The organism is Methanohalophilus sp. RSK (genome assembly GCF_003722075.1).
In the GTDB taxonomy this organism is placed as follows: domain Archaea; phylum Halobacteriota; class Methanosarcinia; order Methanosarcinales; family Methanosarcinaceae; genus Methanohalophilus.
Window position 1 is genome coordinate 45325 of record NZ_RDSK01000009.1, and the last position, 21890, is coordinate 67214.

The following is a 21890-nucleotide window of genomic DNA, read 5'->3' on the forward strand; positions in this document are numbered from 1 at the left end:
GAGGCTTCCCGCGAGTGTTTATATCATTTCGAAATCATTCCGTTAGGAATAATCCCGATCAATAAACCTGTTTGTCGCAGATTATCAACTGTTTGTTGATAGCTCGTCCACAGAGCATTACGTTTGAGATACCTCAATAAAATGTTTACTGAACTATTTGAATCTCTATCCAGAATATTTCCACATACATTACATTCATATGTTCGATTCCCGAGTGGCATATTTTTGATAGTTCCGCAAACACAACATTTCTTTGAAGTATATGATTCATCAATTCTTATTATTCTCTTACCTGACTTTTCAGCCTTATAGGTTAAGAATTGAGCAAATCGTCCCATATGGCCCGAGTTATGGGTACCTCGATTAATACTTCGTTTACGTTTATTTGAATTTGGCTTCTTTGAAGCCATTTGTTTAATGTCAAGATCACCAATAATTATGGTATTGGTATTATTATTATTTTCAATAATATTACGTGTAATTTTATGCTGGTTATCTTTGAGTTGATTGGATGACCGTTTTTTCATCTTAACCAGACAATCGTTTAATCGTTTCCATTTCCTGCTATTTTTATGACAATGATCCCGTCTTGATTGTACCTGTTGAATTTTAGGTTCCCAGTATTTATCAGGACGACGATTAACCAGTTCTGTAAAATCACCATCCGAAGTTACCATTGTTTGTTTTGTAGTACCAATATCAATAGCAAGATATGAATTGTTATTGTTATATTGGATCGATGGAACTTTATAAGTAACGGAAATATAAAACCTGTTATTCTTTTGGTAAATGTTTACCTGATCAATATCCGTAGCCTGTTTGAATATTCGTTCATCAAATAAAACAACAGGTAATTCAAATCTCAAAGGTATCCCAGACGGATGTTTATGTGAAAAATCAATATATAATTTATCATGAATAGAATATCCTGAATCGAGTCGATTGATTCTGGTATCCATTGATTTACGTATAACAATATGATTGTTTGAATCAGTGATCTCAAATCCAGACTGATTGTATATCATCGTAGTGAAATACTGTTTACCTTTGAACTTAGGTAATCTTGCTTTCTTATCACCATTCTTTCTCAAATTGAAGAAAGACTTGTAATCACTATCAAGACATTTCAAAGTACCCTGTAATACTTTGGAATATACCCAGTTATATTCAGGATATTTTTGTTTGAGCCCAGGCAATCCATTCTGTTGTTTAACGTAACTGATTCTGGTTTTGTTTTTATATGCATCACGACGTTCATTCAATCCAAAATTATATACAAGCCTACATTTTCCAGAAATATCCCACAGGACTGATTCCTGTTCAGGAGTAGGTTTAATAAGGATTGGTAATGTTAACTGCATATAATATTCCCATACTTATAAATATATTAAAACTATTTAAATGTTGGTATCCGTTATCGTTTTTATACGGTATGGATCGCTTTCATCCCCCACCTAGCAGCCAGTGGCTGCTTGAGGAGGGGGACTTCCCGCTTAAAATGTAAAAATTGCATCGATACGATTAAGTTATACAAAATACCTAGTAAGCACAAATTATCATAAACCATATGGAGTTTCCTTTCATGGTAAAAACCGAAAAATTCATTCCAAAAGCAATCGAGAAAATTAAAGCCAAAGCACAGGGGAAAACTATCATCGCCCTCTCGGGAGGTGTTGACAGTTCCGTATGTGCAGTCCTTGCACACCGTGCAATTGGTGATAATCTGATACCGATCTATATAGACACGGGTCTTATGAGAAAGGGGGAAACCGAACGAATAAAGGAAATATTCGGTGACATGAATCTCCAAATCATCGATGCAAAGGATCGTTTCCTTGACAGCCTGGTGGGAATCAAGGACCCTGAAGAAAAAAGAAAAGCTGTCGGTGAGACTTTTATTCGTGTGTTTGAAGAAGAAGCACTAGATATTGAGGCAGAATGCCTGATCCAGGGAACCATATACCCGGATAAAATTGAATCCGATGGTGGTATCAAGTCTCATCACAATGTAGGCGGCCTGCCCGAACATATCAATTTCAAACATATTATAGAACCCATTGATGACCTCTACAAGGATGAGGTAAGGGTAGTAGCCCATGCACTCGACCTGCCAGAAGAGATATGTGAAAGAATGCCTTTCCCTGGACCGGGTCTTTCAGTAAGGATAATAGGGGAAGTTACAAGAGAAAAAGTCGATGTTGTCAGGGAAGCAAATGCGATTGTGGAAGAAGAACTGCTTGAACAGTTCTGCCCCTGGCAAACATTCGCGGCAGTCCTGGGCAAAGGGACCGGCGTGAAAGGCGACCTCAGGGTACATGGCTGGATCGTTGCCGTGCGCGCAGTAGGTTCAAGAGATGGTATGACCGCAGAGGCCCTGGAATTGCCCTGGGAGACCCTCAGGAAAATCAGCTCACGTATAACCGGGGAAATTCCCACTGCAGCAAGAGTTGTCTATGACATAACACCAAAACCACCTGCTACAATCGAGTTCGAATGAATCTTAATGATAGAATACTGGAAATTAGACAGCAGCAACGCATTAAAAAGGCCCCAAACAATGAGCCTGCTGCTGTCTGGACAGGCAGAGACCTTCTTCAAGGAGAAGTAACCAATACCCTTACCCTTATTTTCAAGACCAGTGGATGCTGGTGGGGAATAAAAGGAGGGTGCACAATGTGTGGTTTTGTTTATGACAGAGCCTCCACCCCACCTTCACCTGAAGACCTTTTACAGCAGTACGAAAAAGCACTTGAGCGTTCTTCGGGATTGCAGGAATTCATAGTCAAAATATTCACATCCGGCAGTTTCCTGGATGAAAAGGAAATTGATGCAGAGGTTAGAAAACAGCTACTGAGTAAGCTGGAAACAGACGAAAGGATCAAGAAAGTAATCGTAGAAACCCGGCCTGAATTTGTAACAGAAGATACCCTTACTTCCTGCACAGAAGTACTTAAAAAAACCGGTTTTGAAATCGCTATTGGTCTTGAGACAAGCAGTGATGTAATACGCAAACGTTCCATAAACAAGGGTTTTACATATGCAGGATTTTCCCGTGCGGTACACCTTGCTCACGAGAAAGATGTCACTGTGAAGGCATACCTGCTTCTCAAACCACCCTTTTTATCAGAAACCGAAGGAATGGAGGACATTATAGATACGGTAGATGATATTGCCGATCTGGTTGACACAGTATCCATAAACCTGTGTAATGTCCAGAGGGGAACTTTTGTGGAACGCCTATGGGAAAGGAACCAGTACAGACCGCCCTGGCTATGGAGTATTGTCCGGATACTCATCGAGTCCAAAAAGAAACACCCCGAACTCGTGATCACATCCGATCCCGTCGGAGCCGGTTCAAAGCGTGGACCTCATAACTGCAGGGGATGCAGCCACATGGTTGCCGATGCGATCAGGGATTATTCCCTTACACAGGATATCTCGATACTGAAAAACCTCAACTGTGATTGCAAGGAAGAATGGGAAAAAGTACTGGAACTTGACGGGTTAACCTTTGGCTGCCCCATCAGACCCTGAAGCTTAGAATACCATAGTGCCTATCCCGCCATCTGTAAACAGTTCCAGAAGGATGGAATGGGGCACACTTCCATTTATTATATGAACCCTTTCTACACCGTTTTCCACACTTGTGGATGCACTGCGCATTTTGGGAATCATACCGCCACCAATAATTCCCTCAGCAATCAGATCCTCGACCTGGGGTGCAAGTACCCGTGAAATCCTTGTAGTAGTGTCTGAAGGATCCCTCATAAGTCCTGCCACATCAGTCATTAGAATGAGTTTCTTAGCCTGCAGGGATTTGGCAATATCTCCGGCAACCGTATCTGCATTGATATTCAGGGCATTGCCCTCATTATCCACAGCAATCGGGGAGATCACAGGTATGTAGCCCTGTTCTGTAACTATATGGATCAATTCTGGATTGATTATCTCGGTCTCTCCAACCCATCCCAAGTCCACACTGTGCTCAATATCCTTTATCATAATCTTCTGGGCAGGTTTTTTGCGTGCCATTATCATTTTCCCATCTTTACCGGAAAGACCCACACCTTTTGCACCGTGCTGGCCAATCAGGGACACAATTTTCGTATTGATGCTGCCTACAAGAACCATACGGGCGATTTCCACGGTCTCGTCATCAGTAATACGCAAGCCGCCTACGAATTCGGGTTTCTTGCCCATCTGCTCCATTTTTTCAGTAATTTCAGGTCCACCGCCATGTACGATGACCGGATGTATACCCACAAATCTGAGAAGCACAATGTCCTCAACAATTGCACTCATTATTTCGGGATCTACCATTGCGTGCCCTCCAACCTTTATCACCATAAAAGAATCATAAAATTCACGAATGTAGGGAAGGGCTTCAATCAATATATTTTCCTTCTTATACTGGCCTTCTGACATAAAGGCTACATAGGAAAACAATGCTTTAAACTTTTTGTAAAGAAAAATAAGTAAACAAGGGGATATCCCCCTATATGAGCATTAAAAAAGTAATCAGAAATAATCAGACTTGCTCAAGTTTGATTATGCCTGGTTTTTCTTTCCTTACAAAAGGCTTGTTGATCCTGTCAGGCATCCAGTCTGGTTTGTTCTTGGGAGCATCAACTTCCTGTTTCCATCCATAGAAAATATGGACTTTCTTGGTTCCCCTTTCACGGAGCATGATTTTATCAGGGTTCTCCTTGGTGCCTTTACCACGGTTTGCAACTTTAAGAGCTGCCTGCCTTGGTTGCTTTCCTGTAAATACCCCATGTTCGTTTCCTTTCTCATCCCTTAATACAAAATTTCTCGGTTCTGACTTAGACATTTAATCACCTTGTCCACCGTTGCCGGTTATTGATTAGTTGTAATGTTGTTATATATATAATTAACTTTTAATGTTGCCTTTTGATAATGATTTGGCCTAAAATAAACCAAAAAGGTTAATGCGCAGTAGTAAACACATACAATAAATTCGTCAACAAAACATTTACATGCTATGAATAAGTTTCAAATATAGTTTCAATTGCAATCAATTGATTTTACATAATCCGTTTTGAGGTCATTCATATGGAACTCCCAGTATTAGACTTACCAGATGTTCAGGCAAATAAACCAAAAATACCGATAAATCTTACCAGAGTCGGTGTAACCGACGTGAAAAAACTGGTGGAGATTAAGAGAAAAGATAAAAGACCAATCGTCCTTATATCTACTTTTGATATTTTTGTTGATCTGCCCTCTGACAGAAAGGGGGCGAATCTTTCGCGTAATTTTGAAGCTATAGACGAGGTTCTCGAAAAGGCGGTCAATATGCCTGTTTATGAGATAGAAGAACTTTGTGGCGATGTTGCACAGAACCTACTCACAAGACATGAATATGCCACCCAGGCAGAAGTGAGAATGAAAAGTGAGTATGTGATCAAACGTGAAGCACCTGTGAACAAAATGCAATGTCAGGAAGTTGTCGATATATTCGCAGAATCCATTGCCACCCGTGATGAAAAAAACAACATCGAAGTCAAGAAACTTATTGGTTCAGAAGTTGTAGGAATGACTGCATGCCCCTGTGCACAGGAAATTATGTGGGATAAGGCCATGAAAGAACTTACAGAACTTGGAGTGGATGAGAAGACTGTATCCCTTTTCCTCAAAAGGATGCCAATGCCCACCCACAATCAGCGTGGCAGGGGTACAATTTCTATCCAGACAAATTGTGATGTCGAAGTGTCCCTGGAAGAAATAATAAAGATTATCGAAAACTCCATGAGTACAAGTGTCTTCGAATTACTGAAGCGCCAGGACGAAGCTTTTGTGGTAGAAACCGCTCACAGAAATCCAAAATTCGTGGAAGACTGTGTGAGAACAATGGCACAGAAAGTTGTAGAAAAGTTCCCCCACCTGCCCGATGATGCTGTCGTAACTATTAAACAGATAAATGAGGAAAGTATACACAGGCATAATGCATTTGCAGAAAGGGTTGCGGATTTCAGTGATCTCAAAAATGAGATTGCAAATAGTTAAAGAAGGAAATATAGATGGAACATATGGAAATATCTGACATCGATGGACATCCCCTTGAAAAAGGCATGGTGGTGAGGTATCTCAATACCGGGACCCTGGGAGAAATCATCGATATAAAGGAAGATGATGAAGGCACATGGGCCCTGATGAATACCACAGACCTTTACTACAGAGTCGATACGTTGAAAGTATCAGACGAAAAAGTACGAATAAGGAGGGAAAAAGAATACAGCTCCACCGATGTCAAGAATTACCTGCTCAACCAAGACGAGGAAGCCTCTTCCGGAAATCTGGAGAATGTATATCAGTCTACTGGAGGCGGCTGATTACAATAAACCTTCTTTCTCAAGCAACGTCAGGGAGCGCATCCATTCACCCCGTGGCTCCCTTGAAGTACCTACTACAAGCCTTTTTTTATGCCCCAGATCCTCAACCACTCCCCTTACTTCTATTCTTTCTCCTGCTAATGCCTGACCCGAATAAGTGTGCGTATATGAAAGGATATGATCGATCTCCTCATGATCAATTTCATACAATGCAGGATTATCAAAAGCAAATGTCGCATCTGTAACAGTCGCTTTTATTTGTATATGCCCGGTATCTGTCCCCCTTTCCAGAGGCTGATGTATCTGATCCCAATCTCTTGTAAAGAGGAGATCAAAATAGGTGCCATTTACCATTCCACGATTTCCTTTTCTCAATTCATGCAGAAGAAACTCATCATATGAAATTTCAGGGGAGCGTTTTCTGTAAATACGTTGCCACATATTCTCATCGATTGCCTCAATTCGGGAACCGGATAGTTTTGCCCTGTTTATGGCTTCACGTGCCTTAAACCAGTCCGGCCCGTAAACCACAAAATCAATATCCGACATGTCATTTTGTAAACCAGGGAGGATTGAACCGGTAACTCCCTGCTTGTTCATAGGTATACCGGCGTCAGAAAGAACCCTGACTATTGTTTTAATTCGTTCATCCAAGTCAACTACTTCAGGTAGCCGATCTACAGGGCTGAGAATTTCTGAAATCCGTTCCTGTGGAATTATATGTACATCAGTTATCCAATCCGGGTGATGCTTGCGCATGTAACCGAAAGAATCGGCGAAATCGTATTTCCTGTACTTGATTCCATTTGCAAAGCGATTCCCCTCCTCATCCGGAGCATACCTTAGTATTCCCCTTACACCGTCGGAGTGGAAATAATCGACTACCGAAAAAAAACAGTCTTCATCTGTGCGTACAAAATCCCTTAATCTGGTCCTGATCATCCATAGCCTTCCTTTATTAAATGCAAGTGGGAATCATGATAAAGAAATTACAAATACCTGAGCAAAGCAATTTCATTGCAATCCGGGAATTTGGGACATTTTATGCAACCTACCCATACCTTATGCGGCAATGATGCTTTTTCAACTTTTGAAAAACCCTGTCTTTCGAAAAATTCTGGCACGTAAGTAAGGGTAAATGCTCTTTTCACCCCGATGTTTTTGCCCTCTTCGATACTGACATCGAGTAGCATCGACCCAATACCCATTCCAGTGCATTCGGGTTTAACAGCAAAAGACAGGATTTCGGCCAGGTCTTCCCATACAACTTGAAGAGCACAACAACCAACCACTTCACCATTTTCCTCATAAACATAAAAGTTCCTTATGTTTTCATACAGTTCCCCCACAGAGCGGGGTAACATAATCTCTTTTTTCGCATAGCTGTTTATGAGGTCTTTCATGGGAGTTACATCCTCAATTACAGCCTTACGAATTATACCCGGTAACTGCTTATGGATATTAGATACCTCCGAAATAGTAGCATGGTTGTTACGAATGAACAAAAAGATAAATAAAAATATCGAGTCAAAATTGTAATAACCCTGTCTGGAAGATGCACGTGACAGGGATAAATAATATAAAAATTACAAATAATATTATAAAAACTATAATCACTCTTCTGAATCTATTTCTTTATACATTGAGATACCACTACTTTTCAGGTCGCCTTCAAGTAACTCAACATCTTCCATTTCAAGGAATTTAATTGCCACATCTGACAATGTTTTCCTGTAGGATGAAGGCAATTGCAGAGCCTTTAAGCCCTTACACCTGGTGATAATCTGCATAATATCCGTATTGCTCGGCCTGAAAGAAAGATGTACAATTTCTTCATCTTCTTTAAGCGTTTCAATCTCATATTTGGAATTCAACATCCTTATTCTCATCAACTCACCTCTATGAATTAATCGATATTGCACAAATACATATAGTATTCTTAGTATAACAATATATAATTCGTACTTCATAGTATTTAATTATAATAGAGAATAGAAGAATTTACAAACTTGAGTATAAAAAGAAATACAATATAATTAATTACATAATAAGAAAATGGCGGGCGTGAAGGGAGTTGAACCCCTGACTTACAGCTTAGGAGGCTGCCGCCATATCCTGGCTAGGCCACACGCCCGCTTACGACACACCCAGAATGTAAAAACAATCATTTATACTTATTGGTAAAATCGAATCCCGGAAAATTATTTCAGTCAAATTTGCTGGTATATGGTTTAATATCAAGTACAGGGGTACCATCTATAGCATCAAGACCTTCTACTTCCAGAGTTAATCCATCAACTGAAAGCAGGTTCACCGTTGTTATCCCTATACCATTTGGCCGATGGGGGCTCCGGGTGGCAAATAGTCCCACCAATTTACCATCTGTTCGACGTTTTTGCTTTAATTTATAACCCTGACTTTTGTCAAACTGAAACAATATCTGGATTTTCTTAAATTCATCAACTCCATCCAGGGCTTCTGCAAAATCAGGATAGATTTCAATAAAGGAAATTGATGAATACATTTTTTCATCAAATACAGGTTCCTTAAAGGTACTTTTCACATAACCAACAGATTCCGGATAGCATGTGTTTTTCATGTATCAATCATTTCCACTATCAAATAAAAACATGATGGGAAACACTTATGTAACTTGCCTATAGGATTAACGGCTGCTTAATCCATCAACAAAAGAGCATTATTTGGACAATGAGAAACACATTGCCCACAAGCATTACACTTTTGTATGTCTATTTGAACGCGGCCGCCACTATAGAAAATTGCACTCTCACCACAAATAGATATACATTTTCTACAGCCTTTGCATCCAAATACGGCCACATGTGACGCATAAATCATGAAATGTCTTCTGATTTCATATTAGTTAACCCTGATGGGTAAAGAAAAAGTTATATACTGATATATTCATGCAAAAGCAATGGCAAATATTCAGCAAGCAGAAGCAGGCTCTTTTTACAGTTATCTTTCAACCGGCTGCAAAATGTGCCGCGATGGTGCAAAAATGGTATTATACATAACCGGTCATTGCGGTAAGAATTGTTTCTATTGTCCGCTATCAGAAGAGAGAAAAGGCGATGCCGTATATGCCAATGAAAGGAAAGTACAATGCGACGATGAAGTAATAGAAGAAAGCATGCGTATGCAGGCCCTGGGAACAGGAATTACGGGTGGTGAACCCCTCCTTGAAATGGGAAGGGTCCTGCATTACATCAATCTACTGAAAAGCACATTCGGACAAAAGTACCATATTCATCTCTATACTGCCTTACCCGTAGATGAAAAAACAATTAATAATCTTGTTGAAGCAGGACTGGATGAGATACGTTTTCACCCTCCTCTGCAGGAATGGGAAAATATTGGAAAAAGTAAATTTAAAACGGCAATTATCAATTGTAAACAAGCAGGTCTGGAAACAGGAATCGAAGTGCCTGCCATAGAAGGCATTGGAAAGTTTGCTGGTTTGTGTGATAACGTTGATTGTTACATCAATTTCAATGAACTGGAATTTACAGATACAAATTACGAGGAATTGCATCGCAGAGGGTACCGGTTAAAGGACGATATTTCAAATGCTGTAGCAGGTTCACGAGATAGTGCATTAAAAGTTATGAAACTTTTTAGAAGGGGACATTTCTGCTCATCTACGTATAAAGACGCTATACAGCTAAGGAAACGTCTTATCAGGATTGCAGAAAATACCTCACGCCCATTTGACGAAATAACCGATGATGGAACAATCATATTTGGAATAATACATACTAAAAATACTGCTAAAATACTTGAGCAATTGCAGGAATTTGAAGTTCCTGAAGAAATGTATGAACTAAAGGCAAACAATATTGAAATCGCATCCTGGATACTTGAAGATATTGCAGATGAGATCCGGGACATTAGTGATAAAATTGAAATTATTGAAAAATACCCTACCTCAGATGGCCTTATTGTGGAAAGCATGCCTGTTTAAAGTGCAAAAATACCCTTGAACTTAAAATAAAACAATATGTTTTTATGTTAAAATGAATTATAAGGGGCAGTTCAAGCTTTAAAAGGCAGATAAATAAGCATCCCGCATCAGAAAAATAAAAGGTCTTGCGATTGTTTCTTTTCAGGGATACATATTACAAGTTAGCATAAATATATATGCAAAAATAACATAGTTTAGATAGAGGTGTTCGTGCTGGAAACCATAGAAAACCGGGTAAGATCAAGGCTGATAAAATATCTTGGCCGGGATGACACAGGGATACGCAAAGTGGTCCTTAAACTGTTCCTTGACGGCGGGAAATATACCACCAATGATATCTATAAATACCTTCACGAAAAGGATTTTGATATCAGTTACAGGGGAGTTTCAGCTATGGTTGGGCTCATGAACACACGCTTGGGAATCCTGAGTATTGATGTAACCGGCGATCACAATATCTATTTATTAAAAAATGATTACAGGGATATCGTACGCTCAGTACTTGACAATTATTAACATCGCCTGTAGCTCTGATTATGATGTGGCGGATATTACCTAAACTATTGTATAAAGGATATGAATTTGTTCTGGAAAAAAATATTCGTAATTCTAAATTACCGCAGCATATCGCTATTATAATGGATGGAAACCGCAGATACGCCAAAAAACTTGGTAAGTTCACCTCATACGGCCATACTAGGGGAGCCGATATTACTGAAAAAGTCATTGAATGGTCCTATGAAAGCGGCATCAAGGAATTGACAATATATGCTTTTTCTACTGAGAATTTCAACAGGAAAAAAGATGAGAAGAAAAGCATACTAAAACTTATAGGAACCAGACTTGAAGAGATGTGTGTTGATGAAAGGACACATAAAAGACGCCTAAAAGTACGTGTAATTGGGGACAGAACCCTTTTACCCGAAGACCTCCTGCAGAGTATCGATAAAGTTGAGATGGCAACTAAGGACTATGACAGGCTAAAACTTAACATTGCAATTGCTTATGGCGGAAGACAGGATATCATACAGGCAATACGTGAAGTTGCCAGGAAGGTAAAAACAGGGGATATCGAAATGGGTGAAATAACTGAAAAAACCATATCAAGACACCTATATCCAGAAAAAAATTCGGCCGTATCAAACGTTGATCTCATAATCCGTACAGGAGGAAATGAAAGGGTTTCAAATTTCCTTCCCTGGCAAGCATGTGGAAATGAATGTGCAGCCTATTTCTGCGCCCCCTACTGGCCGGATTTCAGGAAAATCGATTTCCTCCGTTCCATCCGTACATACCAGCAGAGACAGGAAGAAAGAAACATTACACTTGCCAACAGGACACTGCATTTTATCCATAATATAGAGAAAAAACTGGATGTAAGAGATATTGATTCTCAACCAAAAAAATTACCTGAAAAAAAATAGCTAAAATTCATAAGAGGCCGGTATCATCAGAAACCATGACGGGAGGGTGATGAATACCGGCCAGCCTTTTTATTGTTAATTGTTCCTAAAGTGGTCCAGTTTTTCATAGCGTTTGGTTCTCTCTATAAGTCCTTTGAAGAATTCATCCATACTGATCACCTCAATAAGAAATAAGAATATAAACTATTTCAAGGACCTCCAAGCAAGATGAAAGTAATATAGAAGACTCTAAAACAGCCACTCTTCAGACAATATTTATTTATTCTTCCAGATAGGTTATGAAAATACCTGGCGTAAGGAGTTGAAAATGAAGCCCGTTGACATTTATGGCAATGTATTTTACAATGAGGATTGTATTACAGGAGCTGCAACTCATATCCCCAATGCGTCGGTAGATCTTATTATTACCGATCCTCCATATGGGATAAAAGGGGACAAATTACACCAGCATTACAACAGGAATGAAAAATTTGTAGTTGATGGATATGTAGAAATCCCGGAAGATAAATATGCAGATTTCAGCCTGGCCTGGATTAAAGAAGCAGAGAGAATTCTCAAACCTGGTGGCTCCATCTACATTGTTTCGGGATACACAAATCTTTACCATATCCTCCATGCCCTGTACCAGACAAATCTGGAAGAGATCAATCACATAATATGGAAATACAATTTTGGTGTTTACACAAAAGCAAAATACGTATCCTCCCATTATCATATTTTATACTATGAAAAACCCGGCAAAAGGCGCACCTTCAATCTGGAATCAAGATATGGAACCTGTGAAAAAACAGACGATGGCAGATCGCTGAATTACAGGGACAGGGAAGATGTCTGGGTAATTAACAGGGAGTACAAACCCGGCAAAGTTAAAAATAAAAATGAATTGCCCTACAAACTCCTGAAGAAAATTATACAATACAGTAGCAATGAAGGCGACCTTGTTTGTGACATGTTCCTGGGCGGATTTTCAACTGCAACTGTTGCAATCGGCCTTAATAGACGCTGCGTTGGTTTTGAAGTATCAGAAACGATGTTTAGAACAAGAACCCGTGAAATTGGCCAGAGCAATGTTATCAAACCAGGATTTATGATACCGGAATTACGCAAACCTGTAATCAAGAACCTGGAAAACCAGGGGAACCCCTGGACTTCACAAGAGGAGGATTACATGTGTACAAGGTACAGGGAATTGCGCCAAAGTGGACAAAACAAAAAAGATACTATAGAGATAATTGGGGAGGAATTGGGCAGGGGAAGATGGAGTATCGAGAAAGCAATTAAGAAAATTAGCAAAATGGATGAAAACAAGCATCCACAATAAAACCAATCATCTTTACTTAATCAGGATAACAATTTAATTCCTGTTGTATAATTAATTGTTTTTGATGTGGGAAATACAAACGAAAACACATTATTTTTTAGCAGAAAAGAATCCAGGTTAGTACTATCTTTAAAAATATCGCTTAGAACAATACTCCTGCGAACACCTTTTATTTCGATGAATTTACGCGGGAAGGTAGGGACATGCCAACCTGTAATATGTTCTATCAGCTCAAGCATCGCAATGATACAATCTCTTTCATTTTCAGTAGATGTCCACTGGCATTGATAACCGGAAAGACCCAGATGATAAGACCTAACCTGACCCCTTGAGATATTCAAACCGGTTCCCTTAAGGAGAGGAAATAGCCATTCGGATAATAAATATTCAAACTTATACGTGTCAATTAATTCGAAAGAATCCAGAAAAGCCTGTGATCTGAAAAAATTCATCACCCATTCATGAACATTCGACCTGAATCTGTGACGCTGTCCATTTACATAAGAAGAATCTGCAAGCCATACAAGGCTTCTGGTCTTTATATCCAGGCCAGCTTCGGATTCAAACAACCAGAGAAGAAAATGAATGGTACTCAAGGGATATTTCCTCCTGTAACTTTGGAGATAGATACCCCTTAGAAGGTTCGGATTCAGCGAATTTGAATGACCTTCAAGGCAGTCTTGACAGCTGGATCCTATTATGTGATGTCCAATGGAGAAGATGCATGGATGATATATGTCCAGATCCACAGCAATATATTTTCCTTCAAGCAACTTATTGTGGAAATCTCCCACAGTATCTGAAAAACTTAATGTCTTGTAGTCATAAACACCAACTATGTCCCATCCAAATTTTGTTTTAAGGAAAGAGGCACTCAGAAGAGAGTCTAGATCGTTGCCAATAATCATGCCCTCAATGTTCTGCGGATTATAGAATGGATCAAAATTGCTAACAATCCTAGAAGGAACATTGCACCTCCTATCCCTCAAAACAGACATATCAATCTCCTTTTAAATCATATAAATCTAAAAATTACACCCATAAATAATCAATTCTCGATTATTGAGTATATGAAGTGAGTTCAAGCATTAATACTTTACCAATTTATTGCCGATTATTGGGCGTTATGCAAAAAAAAGATGAATCCGAGTTAAAAATTACAAACTTTGGCTGGTTCGCAATATTCCATATTTGTACAAAAAGTCCGGTTTTAAATCCAGACCTAACAGGAAAGTTCCCATAGAATTGTTCGGTTCAATACCCATCCTGGATTTAATATAGGAATCACTTAACCTTGAGGGTAATGCAACCATAGCTTCTGAAACACAGGAGATATTCTCAACTTCAGGGAAGGGTTTTGCCTGAATTAACATTTCAAGTTCTAAATCCGGTGATTTCAGGCGTTTGAAACGGTCATTATAAAACACTATGTTACCCATCACACAGCAATCCTTGCGTTTTTCAAGTCGTGCAAGCTCCAGCGGATCACGGATATCTTCACCCACAATTTCATCCCTGTATATGAGTTTCAGATTATTTTCTGGCCAGTCATATTCCTGGTTTGTCAGGAAAGAGACGAGAATCTGTGAGCCAAGTGTTTTTTTTACCCCGGTATTATTTTTTATTCCAAGGCTTCCGGAAGCTTTCTTTTCATCCGAAACCTCAAGCCCAAAAATATAAGACCTGTCCGTTTGATTCAGTAAAAGAGTTTCTTCGATGCCTTTTATTGACTTTAGTGTATTCTCTATTTTACCCCAGATATTATTTATTGAAATGAATAAATCCCCCTTTGACTATGGAGCGATATTTAATCAACTACTTTTGTAATAACTCAATTATACTTAACTATTGTGCAAAACGCAAACCTACCAAATTCACACCAAAAAGATAAAGGAGAGTTTAAGTTGACCTGCAGTAAATCCAAAACTTATCTTCAAAATAACACAGTTAAGGAATGCCTATGTGATATAATGAGAACATAAAACCAAGAAACACAATTATAAAAATATCCTCAGTGATTTAAAAAAGAAGTTTGGTGCGAGGGAAGGGATTCGAACCCTCGAACTCCTACGAGACTAGGCCCTCAACCTAGCGCCTTTGGCCTGGCTGGGCAACCCTCGCACGCTGTTGTTTTTCGCCATAAACGGGCTGATACTATATATACCTTGCCCATTTGCACAATCAACAAAATTACAATTATAGTTTTTTACTTCTGATATTAAATCCTATAAAGGGATAATAGGAAAGAATATCTCCTATTACAATTCACCCAGGATATTATCAAGGGTTGAAGCTTTTGTCCTGATTGTATTCACTGCATTTATAATTAACTCTTCTGCACTATATGAACCATCGGATTCAAGAGTGAAAATAAAAGATGTATCATTCTCACTAACCGAGATTGCATCAATACCGCAGGCTTCTACACACTGCTTGCAGAGAGAGCAATTCAAAAGTCTATCATCCACAACTTCTGCAGATTCCTCACCAAGGGCCAATATATCGCGAGGACAGGCCTCAACGCACTTTTCGCAGAGATCACAACCCTCGATATTGATCACAGGCACATTCTTATAACCACAGGCAACTCCGGCCTGCCATTTAGCATGGTCGTGACCGTAACCCATCTTTGCAATCGCTTCAAGGACAAGTTGCTGCCCGCCTTTAAGCTTAACAACCGGGATGTTGGAATCAGCAGCTTTTACTTTAGGATCTGCGGATACAAGGTCCCCTGAATAAACAGTCTTTTCCTCACCCATTGGTGCTTCCACACTCAATGTGAGGGAAATCGTACAGGCCGGACACCCTTCTTCACAGGAGCACTCTTCATGAGGAGTAAACTCATCGAAGCTTGTCAAAAGAGGTACCAGCGCCAGCCTCAAAGCTACCTGTTCATCATAAAGGACTGAAGTATTGTTGTAAATATTGACTTCATCGATTGCGAGAGTGGGGACATCGGCAAGCATAGTCCGCCTCAATCCGTTCGCAAAAGCTGCATCCACATCTGACAAAATAAATCTGGCAGATCTATCAGACAGCTCAAGTATATCGATATCCATTTTCGGGAACCTCGTGAAATTACAAACCTGTCATATGTGTTACACTGCAATTAGACGCGCCTGCCACCTATTGGACGGGTACCGTCATGTGGCACAGGTGTTACATCCTCAATACGTCCAATCCTGATACCTGCACGTGCGAAAGCCCTAATGGCTGCCTGTGCACCTGGACCGGGACTTCTCTGCTTGTTACCACCGGGAGCCCGGACACGAATGTGTACACCTTCGACACCTTTATCCCTGAGAGTATCAGCAAGCTGGCCGGCCATCTGCATAGCAGTATAAGGAGAACTCTCATCCCTTGCAGCTTTGACTACCATCCCACCGGATGATTTCGCTATTGTTTCAGCACCGGTTATATCGGTAACTGTGATTATAGTATTGTTAAATGAACATTTGATGTGAGCAACAGCCCATATTCCATTTGCCATAATTCAAACCTCCTTCATTCCTCCACAAGGGAAGATGCAATCTGAGCGGGTCTCTCCGGGTGTGACTCGGTAGTCATAGGTGATGTTCCATAGTAATCTATCATCATCTCATCCTGTTTTGACACCAGCATACCAGGGACTGTCAACTTCTTACCACCAATTGCAATATGACCATGGGTAATAAACTGTCTTGCCTGTTTGGGAGTTCTGGCTAAACCAAGTCTGTGGACAAGTGTCTGAAGCCTTCTTTCGAGTATAGCTTCTGTATTTAATCCAAGAATGTCATCGATCTCGGCATCGCCTTTTATCATGGAATAACGAATCAATTTGGATAGAATCTGGTCTGCTTCAGTCTTTGCGTGACCGGTAAGTTCAGCTTCTGCAGAATCAGCCAGTAATCTACGGGCATCTGCCCTGTAACGTCTGAGAATACTGTGTGCCTTCCAGAGTTCTTTTTTATTCCTGAGGCCGTATTTTTTAATCAGGTCAACCTCATTTGCCATACGGGAAGCTTGCCAGGGGTGCTTCGGGGTGTCATAACTTTTTCTTTTCTTTCCGGGATAAACCATGTCGAATCACCTTCATCTTGTTTTACTGACACCTATTGTGGACCCACCGCGTCCTGCGGATTTGGTTCTCTGTCCACGTACCTTCAAACCTCTTTCATGGCGTATACCACGATAGGCACGGACCTTTTTAAGATCGTTCAAATCTTCCCTTATAGTCAGGTCAATATCCTGTCCAAGAAGGTGTTTATTTTCACCTGTCAACAAATCCTTTTGCCTATTAAGCATCCACACAGGAAGATGGTTTTCAAATGTCTCTATAGCTTCATTAAGCCTGGCAATACCCTCATCAGAAAGGTAACCAATGGTTTCTGATGGATCTACTTCTGCACTTTCTGCAATGAGCCTTGCAGCCCTTCTGCCAATCCCCTTGATACCGGTGAGTGCATAAAGGACCTTCTGCTTACCCTGCAAATCAGTGTTCATTATACGTACAAGATGTCTTATTTCTTCGTCTGCCATTATAAACCTCCTTAAGGACACATTCTTGCGTCCCGTAGCCCTGGAACTAAGGTCCAGCACTGCCTTTTTACAGGCTGTGTAAAAACCTATGATACAGACTTACTCGGCCCAATATGACTTTCTCTTATATAATGTTAATGTCTGAAAAAAACATCAGGACAAAGGCTCAATCGGTACTAGACGATATTTGTGCTAACACCTTCCACATAAAAATAAGTTGTGATCAAAAATAGTAGAGACCTGTTTATTATAAGTGATAATTATAAATAAATACCAAACAGACAATTTGTATATACAAAAGGAACCAATAGCCATGACCACCAAAAAACATACTGATACAAAATCTGAAAACTTTTGTGGCCTTCAGATATTGGAATGTCTCGACAGTTTTTACGATCTCCTGGCATCTTCAGAGAATACAGATAAGCTGATGGAGGATATTACAGAACTTCTGGCAGACAGATGTGGTGGAAATCAATATTTTGCACGCATAACTTTTGAAGATAAAATATTTACAAGCACCACCTTCCTTGAGACTGACCTTAAACTTGAGCACAGCATCAACGTCAATGGAAATACAAAAGGCAAACTGGAGTATTTCAAGAACAAATTATTAATAAATACAGATTTTTTGGATGAAGAAGTGAAAATGATTGAATTGGTGTCAAAGGGATTGAACAAGGACATCAGAAACCGAAATGTAAAAGACAAGCGCCGCCGCTATGAAAAAGAGATTGGAAAATTAGAAAACCGATTACAGAATGCAATGGGAGAAGGCAACCTTAGCTGGTGGGAAATGGACATCCCTAGTGGCAAAGTAAACTTTGATCCGGGCAAAGTTACCAGACTGGGATATTCCATTGATGAATTTAAAGATGCGCATTATACTGATTTCATGAAACTGCTGCACCCCCATGATAAGGAAATTGCAATGGAAGCAATGCGTTGCCATATAGAAGGAAAATGTCCTACCTATGAAGTGGACTATCGAATAAAGACAAAGGGTGGTAAATGGAAATGGTATCACGACAGGGGTGCAATTACAGAAAAAGACAAACAAGGGAATCCGGTTATTGTAAGCGGTATTGTAGTGGACATCACAAAACGTAAAAATACAGAACTTGCGATGGAAAATGCAAAAATAGAAGCTGAAACTGCCAACCGCACAAAAAGTGAATTCCTGGCGACAATGAGTCATGAATTGCGCACCCCACTTAATTCCATAATCGGATTTTCGGATATACTACTGGACCAGGTTTTTGGAGAACTGAACGAAAAACAAACCAAGTATGTGGGAAATGTGCTTAAAAGCGGCAAACACTTGCTCGAGCTCATAAACAGCATCCTTGATATATCAAAAGTAGAAGCAGGAAAAATGGATCTCCAGTACGAGATGTTCTATTTTGATGATGTGTTCAGAGAAGTTAAAACAATCATTTCACCACTGGCATCCAAGAAATCCATAAACTTACAGATAGAACCAGCCGAAAACATTCCAAAAATAAAAGCAGATAAAGGAAAAATTAAGCAAGTGCTTTATAATCTGTTAAGTAATGCGATAAAATTCACCCCGGAGGGAGGGAATGTTAGAATTATTCCTACCACATCCGAAAATATGGTGCTTGTGGCTGTAGAGGATACAGGCATAGGCATTGCTGAAAATAATCGGGACAAATTGTTCAAACCCTTTGTCCAGCTTGATTCATCGGCAAATAGAGAATATGAAGGTACAGGACTGGGTCTTGCACTTATAACTAAGTTCATAGAACTTCACGGCGGATCACTTGAAGTGAAAAGTGAAGAAGGAAAAGGCAGCACATTTACATTTTCCATACCTGTTGATCCTGCAGAAACAAACGAATTGATACCGGAAGATAAAGTTGAAAAGAAAATACCTGAGACGAAAGTGGATGAGGAAACCTTTGTCGCTGCACCTCACAATCCTAAAGGAGACGACCCGGTAGTTGTCGTTGCTGAAGATGATCCAAAATCAAGAGAACTTCTACTTGCGATGCTGAGTTCTAAAGGATACCATGCAGTCGGAGTGGAAAGAGGAGATCAGATAATAAAAAAGGTCCGGGAAATCAAACCGCTTGCCGTCACCCTCGATATAATGATGCCGGGCCAGGACGGCTGGACCGTACTTGATAGACTCAAAAAGGACAGCCATACACGGGGCATACCTGTTATCATGATATCCGTACTGGACAAGGCCAAAATCGATAACATGTGGATGGCGGAGGATTATTTTGTAAAGCCTGTTGACAAAACAGACCTTATCGAAACACTTGAAAGAGTCAGGAAAAATATGAAACCAGAAGAGACAACGATTCTTGTGGTGGATGATGAGGAACAAGATAGGGAACTTATCCATTCCATGCTGGATTCGGAAGGTTTTGGGATACTGGATGCTGCCGGAGGAGAAGAAGCTATCAAAATTCTCCAAAAACAGCAACCTGATATAGTCCTGCTTGATCTGATGATGCCAGAGTACAGTGGCTATGATGTTATTGAATATATTCAAAACCTGGATTCGACTTCGAATATATCTATTATTATCTGTACGGCACAGGAACTTACCGAAGAAAACAGAAAAATGCTTGACGATAATGTTGCCTGCATTATGCATAAAGGAATGTTCCGACGTCAGGAACTTGTACAACTGATCAATAATCTCAAAACTATGAAAAATTAATTTACCAGTTTTGTATAAACCAGGATTAACTGAGAAGTCCAGGATGATTTGTTATATTAGGATTGTAATCGGTAATACCAAATAGGATACAACAGATACCATAATACGGTGATCGATATGAATAATAAAAAGAAAATACTAATGGTAATCGCCCAGGAAAATTTCCGTGACGAAGAATTCCTTCAACCCAGAGAGATCTTTGAAAAGGCAGGATTTGATATAACCGTTGCAACAAACCAAAATAAAGTTGCCAGAGGGATGCTTGGAGGTAAAGTCAAGCCCGACACAACCATTTCCTCTGAAAAGGCAGATAGCTATGATGCCATCGTTATTTCAGGAGGCGGAGGTGCAAAGCAATATCTCTGGGATAACAAGGAACTGCATGAAATTGTCCAGGATGCCTACAAACAGGGGAAATTAATCGCTGCTATCTGTATATCGCCGGTAGTGCTGGCAAAAGCAGGAATACTGAAAGGCAAAAAGAGCACCGTATTCAATGATCCGGAAAGCGTAAAACAGATCAAAAAGGCAGGAGCCGAATATAAGGACCAGGATGTTATCAGAGACGGCCATATAATCACTGCCAGAGACCCAAAAGCTGCCCGCTCATTCGGCAAAGAGGTTCTGGAATTCCTGAAAGAATAATCTACCTTCTTTTTTTTGATTATTAGAAAAATAGAGAGACGCTGAGGGGGAGATTCGAACTCCCGGGGCGCAGAGCACCACCGGTTTTCAAGACCGGCGCCGTAGGCCGCTTGGCTACCTCAGCATAATGAAAAACAATCACAAGCAGCTGGTGAACAGCGCTTATGATATAAAAAATTGGCGAAGAATTACTCTTCACCTGATTCATTAGCTTCGCTTTCTGCTTCTGCCTCTTCTGCAGGGAATCCTACCGGATAAGTCTCGACAAATTTGACTTGTTCCATTCCGATGTTTTCGATTATTTCAGAAGCAATCCTGTTCTTTGACATGAGCCAGCGCTGGTTGAAACTCAGTGCAACGGGGATATTGATAATGGCAGTCTTATCTTCAACTTCAACTTCGATTTCTGGTACTCCTGTGTAAAGGGAAAGCAGACCGTTAATTTTGTCGACATCTCCTTCGAGTTTCTCTTCAATGGTGTATTCATAAGTTACTTCTTTGCCTGCAAGGGGATGATTGAAGTCAACACGTGCACGTCTTCCGATGACCTTGGTGACCACACCGCGTTTTCCTTCTATTTCTACACCCATCCCGGGAGTTGCTTTACGGTCCTCGAACTTATTCAGGGAAATAGTCTCAACCTGCTTGGGATCATGTTCTCCAAATCCTTTTTCAGGAGGAATAACAAGTTCTCCATTGTATCCAACATCCTTGCCAACAAAATCCTCGTCAAGTCCTTTAATGGTATGACCGGCACCTACAACTACCACATCACCGCCATAAACTCCACGTGGATTGAATATCTGGTTTTCCTTGGCCAGCTTCTCATCGGTAGTGTCAAAAATCAGGTCGCCTTCGAATTTACCAGTATATGATACTTTTATGAAATCTCCGTTCTCGATTGCCACTATAATCAACTCTGAATTTAGTTTTGGTATGATATGTTAAA

25 protein-coding genes and 3 tRNA genes are annotated in these 21890 nt (G+C 40.1%); 10 read left to right on the forward strand and 18 right to left on the reverse strand.

What is annotated here, in order from left to right; all coding sequences use genetic code 11:
- Positions 1-23 precede the first annotated feature (23 nt).
- A complete protein-coding gene (locus EFE42_RS03165; protein WP_123135881.1) occupies positions 24-1361 on the reverse strand; it encodes an RNA-guided endonuclease TnpB family protein in 1338 nt (445 codons plus the stop codon).
- A 221-nt stretch (positions 1362-1582) separates the two neighbouring features.
- On the opposite strand from EFE42_RS03165, the gene guaA reads away from it, so the two are divergent.
- Entirely contained in the window at positions 1583-2497 is a 915-nt protein-coding gene (gene guaA / locus EFE42_RS03170) for a glutamine-hydrolyzing GMP synthase (RefSeq protein ID WP_072359824.1), read from the forward strand.
- Entirely contained in the window at positions 2494-3534 is a 1041-nt protein-coding gene (locus EFE42_RS03175) for an archaeosine biosynthesis radical SAM protein RaSEA (RefSeq protein WP_123135882.1), read from the forward strand. Before guaA ends, EFE42_RS03175 begins: the two co-directional genes overlap by 4 nt.
- A 3-nt stretch (positions 3535-3537) precedes the next feature.
- Here the strand turns inward: EFE42_RS03175 and argB are convergent, their stop codons facing one another.
- Together argB and EFE42_RS03185 are read right to left on the reverse strand one after the other, a co-directional pair.
- On the reverse strand, positions 3538-4425 hold the full coding sequence (gene argB, locus EFE42_RS03180; protein ID WP_123135883.1) for an acetylglutamate kinase: 888 nt from the start codon (positions 4423-4425) through the stop codon (positions 3538-3540).
- A gap of 103 nt (positions 4426-4528) precedes the next feature.
- Positions 4529-4831, reverse strand: coding sequence for a non-histone chromosomal MC1 family protein (locus EFE42_RS03185; protein ID WP_123135884.1), 303 nt, complete (start codon positions 4829-4831; stop codon positions 4529-4531).
- 242 nt (positions 4832-5073) lie between these two features.
- Here EFE42_RS03185 and mptA point away from each other — a divergent pair, with 242 nt between their 5' ends.
- Together mptA and EFE42_RS03195 are read left to right on the forward strand one after the other, a co-directional pair.
- Positions 5074-6027: a GTP cyclohydrolase MptA gene (gene mptA, locus EFE42_RS03190; RefSeq protein WP_123135885.1), complete on the forward strand. Its 954-nt coding sequence runs from the start codon at positions 5074-5076 to the stop codon at positions 6025-6027.
- Between the two features lie 14 nt (positions 6028-6041).
- Positions 6042-6353, forward strand: a complete 312-nt coding sequence (locus EFE42_RS03195) for a DUF2098 domain-containing protein (RefSeq protein ID WP_123135886.1) — start codon at positions 6042-6044, stop codon at positions 6351-6353.
- On the opposite strand, the gene EFE42_RS03200 is transcribed toward EFE42_RS03195, so the two are convergent.
- The 6 genes from EFE42_RS03200 to EFE42_RS10975 all read right to left on the reverse strand — a co-directional run bounded on the left by EFE42_RS03200 (position 6354) and on the right by EFE42_RS10975 (position 9212).
- Positions 6354-7295: a nucleotidyltransferase domain-containing protein gene (locus EFE42_RS03200; RefSeq protein ID WP_123135887.1), complete on the reverse strand. Its 942-nt coding sequence runs from the start codon at positions 7293-7295 to the stop codon at positions 6354-6356.
- Between the two features lie 47 nt (positions 7296-7342).
- Positions 7343-7792, reverse strand: coding sequence for an N-acetyltransferase (locus EFE42_RS03205; protein WP_199724081.1), 450 nt, complete (start codon positions 7790-7792; stop codon positions 7343-7345).
- A gap of 174 nt (positions 7793-7966) precedes the next feature.
- Positions 7967-8242 carry a DUF1699 family protein gene (locus EFE42_RS03210; protein ID WP_123135889.1) on the reverse strand — a complete coding sequence of 92 codons (276 nt, stop codon included), beginning with the start codon at positions 8240-8242 and terminating at the stop codon, positions 7967-7969.
- Positions 8243-8409: 167 nt separating this feature from the next.
- Positions 8410-8487 (reverse strand) — tRNA-Arg (locus tag EFE42_RS03215).
- Between the two features lie 72 nt (positions 8488-8559).
- A complete protein-coding gene (tsaA, locus tag EFE42_RS03220) occupies positions 8560-8952 on the reverse strand; it encodes a tRNA (N6-threonylcarbamoyladenosine(37)-N6)-methyltransferase TrmO (protein WP_123135890.1) in 393 nt (130 codons plus the stop codon).
- Between the two features lie 77 nt (positions 8953-9029).
- Positions 9030-9212 (reverse strand): 4Fe-4S binding protein, encoded by a 183-nt coding sequence (locus EFE42_RS10975; protein WP_123135891.1) that lies wholly within the window; start codon positions 9210-9212, stop codon positions 9030-9032.
- Positions 9213-9291: 79 nt separating this feature from the next.
- Here EFE42_RS10975 and EFE42_RS03230 point away from each other — a divergent pair, with 79 nt between their 5' ends.
- From EFE42_RS03230 to EFE42_RS03245, 4 genes are all read left to right on the forward strand, one after another.
- Positions 9292-10338, forward strand: a complete 1047-nt coding sequence (locus EFE42_RS03230; RefSeq protein WP_123135892.1) for a radical SAM protein — start codon at positions 9292-9294, stop codon at positions 10336-10338.
- 204 nt (positions 10339-10542) lie between these two features.
- Entirely contained in the window at positions 10543-10854 is a 312-nt protein-coding gene (locus EFE42_RS03235; RefSeq protein WP_199724076.1) for a DUF2551 domain-containing protein, read from the forward strand.
- A gap of 23 nt (positions 10855-10877) precedes the next feature.
- Complete coding sequence (gene uppS / locus EFE42_RS03240; protein ID WP_123135893.1) at positions 10878-11762, forward strand: polyprenyl diphosphate synthase; 885 nt, start codon at positions 10878-10880, stop codon at positions 11760-11762.
- A 307-nt stretch (positions 11763-12069) separates the two neighbouring features.
- Positions 12070-13083, forward strand: coding sequence for a site-specific DNA-methyltransferase (locus EFE42_RS03245; RefSeq protein ID WP_123135894.1), 1014 nt, complete (start codon positions 12070-12072; stop codon positions 13081-13083).
- A gap of 20 nt (positions 13084-13103) precedes the next feature.
- On the opposite strand, the gene EFE42_RS03250 is transcribed toward EFE42_RS03245, so the two are convergent.
- The 7 genes from EFE42_RS03250 to EFE42_RS03280 form a co-directional block, all read right to left on the reverse strand.
- Positions 13104-14081, reverse strand: a complete 978-nt coding sequence (locus EFE42_RS03250) for a hypothetical protein (RefSeq protein WP_123135895.1) — start codon at positions 14079-14081, stop codon at positions 13104-13106.
- 159 nt (positions 14082-14240) lie between these two features.
- Positions 14241-14588 (reverse strand): hypothetical protein, encoded by a 348-nt coding sequence (locus EFE42_RS03255; protein ID WP_123135896.1) that lies wholly within the window; start codon positions 14586-14588, stop codon positions 14241-14243.
- 528 nt (positions 14589-15116) lie between these two features.
- A tRNA-Leu gene (locus EFE42_RS03260) sits at positions 15117-15204 on the reverse strand.
- A gap of 137 nt (positions 15205-15341) precedes the next feature.
- A complete protein-coding gene (locus EFE42_RS03265) occupies positions 15342-16142 on the reverse strand; it encodes a DNA-directed RNA polymerase subunit D (protein WP_123135897.1) in 801 nt (266 codons plus the stop codon).
- Positions 16143-16192: 50 nt separating this feature from the next.
- The gene (locus EFE42_RS03270; RefSeq protein WP_013037689.1) at positions 16193-16573 is read right to left on the reverse strand and encodes a 30S ribosomal protein S11; all 381 of its coding nucleotides are present in this window, start codon (positions 16571-16573) and stop codon (positions 16193-16195) included.
- A gap of 14 nt (positions 16574-16587) precedes the next feature.
- Positions 16588-17142, reverse strand: a complete 555-nt coding sequence (locus EFE42_RS03275; protein WP_123135898.1) for a 30S ribosomal protein S4 — start codon at positions 17140-17142, stop codon at positions 16588-16590.
- 12 nt (positions 17143-17154) lie between these two features.
- Entirely contained in the window at positions 17155-17601 is a 447-nt protein-coding gene (locus EFE42_RS03280; RefSeq protein ID WP_123135899.1) for a 30S ribosomal protein S13, read from the reverse strand.
- Positions 17602-17914: 313 nt separating this feature from the next.
- Here EFE42_RS03280 and EFE42_RS03285 point away from each other — a divergent pair, with 313 nt between their 5' ends.
- Positions 17915-20296: a response regulator gene (locus tag EFE42_RS03285; protein ID WP_123135900.1), complete on the forward strand. Its 2382-nt coding sequence runs from the start codon at positions 17915-17917 to the stop codon at positions 20294-20296.
- Between the two features lie 117 nt (positions 20297-20413).
- Positions 20414-20941: a DJ-1/PfpI/YhbO family deglycase/protease gene (locus EFE42_RS03290; RefSeq protein ID WP_123135901.1), complete on the forward strand. Its 528-nt coding sequence runs from the start codon at positions 20414-20416 to the stop codon at positions 20939-20941.
- Positions 20942-20980: 39 nt separating this feature from the next.
- On the opposite strand, the gene EFE42_RS03295 is transcribed toward EFE42_RS03290, so the two are convergent.
- Both EFE42_RS03295 and EFE42_RS03300 read right to left on the reverse strand, forming a co-directional pair.
- A tRNA-Ser gene (locus EFE42_RS03295) sits at positions 20981-21065 on the reverse strand.
- 64 nt (positions 21066-21129) lie between these two features.
- Entirely contained in the window at positions 21130-21849 is a 720-nt protein-coding gene (locus EFE42_RS03300; protein WP_123135902.1) for a peptidylprolyl isomerase, read from the reverse strand.
- Between the last annotated feature and the right edge of the window lie 41 nt (positions 21850-21890).

Coding starts and splice junctions, on each gene's coding strand:
- argB (WP_123135883.1), bottom strand. CDS start 4,425: ATGTCAGAAGGCCAGTATAAGAAGGAAAATATATTGATTGAAGCCCTT.
- tsaA (WP_123135890.1), bottom strand. CDS start 8,952: ATGAAAAACACATGCTATCCGGAATCTGTTGGTTATGTGAAAAGTACC.
- EFE42_RS03230 (WP_123135892.1), top strand. CDS start 9,292: ATGGCAAATATTCAGCAAGCAGAAGCAGGCTCTTTTTACAGTTATCTT.
- EFE42_RS03210 (WP_123135889.1), bottom strand. CDS start 8,242: ATGAGAATAAGGATGTTGAATTCCAAATATGAGATTGAAACGCTTAAA.
- EFE42_RS03245 (WP_123135894.1), top strand. CDS start 12,070: ATGAAGCCCGTTGACATTTATGGCAATGTATTTTACAATGAGGATTGT.
- EFE42_RS03195 (WP_123135886.1), top strand. CDS start 6,042: ATGGAACATATGGAAATATCTGACATCGATGGACATCCCCTTGAAAAA.
- EFE42_RS10975 (WP_123135891.1), bottom strand. CDS start 9,212: ATGATTTATGCGTCACATGTGGCCGTATTTGGATGCAAAGGCTGTAGA.
- EFE42_RS03280 (WP_123135899.1), bottom strand. CDS start 17,601: ATGGCAGACGAAGAAATAAGACATCTTGTACGTATAATGAACACTGAT.
- EFE42_RS03185 (WP_123135884.1), bottom strand. CDS start 4,831: ATGTCTAAGTCAGAACCGAGAAATTTTGTATTAAGGGATGAGAAAGGA.
- EFE42_RS03165 (WP_123135881.1), bottom strand. CDS start 1,361: ATGCAGTTAACATTACCAATCCTTATTAAACCTACTCCTGAACAGGAA.
- mptA (WP_123135885.1), top strand. CDS start 5,074: ATGGAACTCCCAGTATTAGACTTACCAGATGTTCAGGCAAATAAACCA.
- EFE42_RS03290 (WP_123135901.1), top strand. CDS start 20,414: ATGAATAATAAAAAGAAAATACTAATGGTAATCGCCCAGGAAAATTTC.
- EFE42_RS03200 (WP_123135887.1), bottom strand. CDS start 7,295: ATGATCAGGACCAGATTAAGGGATTTTGTACGCACAGATGAAGACTGT.
- uppS (WP_123135893.1), top strand. CDS start 10,878: ATGTGGCGGATATTACCTAAACTATTGTATAAAGGATATGAATTTGTT.
- EFE42_RS03265 (WP_123135897.1), bottom strand. CDS start 16,142: ATGGATATCGATATACTTGAGCTGTCTGATAGATCTGCCAGATTTATT.
- EFE42_RS03285 (WP_123135900.1), top strand. CDS start 17,915: ATGACCACCAAAAAACATACTGATACAAAATCTGAAAACTTTTGTGGC.
- EFE42_RS03175 (WP_123135882.1), top strand. CDS start 2,494: ATGAATCTTAATGATAGAATACTGGAAATTAGACAGCAGCAACGCATT.
- EFE42_RS03250 (WP_123135895.1), bottom strand. CDS start 14,081: ATGTCTGTTTTGAGGGATAGGAGGTGCAATGTTCCTTCTAGGATTGTT.
- EFE42_RS03270 (WP_013037689.1), bottom strand. CDS start 16,573: ATGGCAAATGGAATATGGGCTGTTGCTCACATCAAATGTTCATTTAAC.
- guaA (WP_072359824.1), top strand. CDS start 1,583: ATGGTAAAAACCGAAAAATTCATTCCAAAAGCAATCGAGAAAATTAAA.
- EFE42_RS03275 (WP_123135898.1), bottom strand. CDS start 17,142: ATGGTTTATCCCGGAAAGAAAAGAAAAAGTTATGACACCCCGAAGCAC.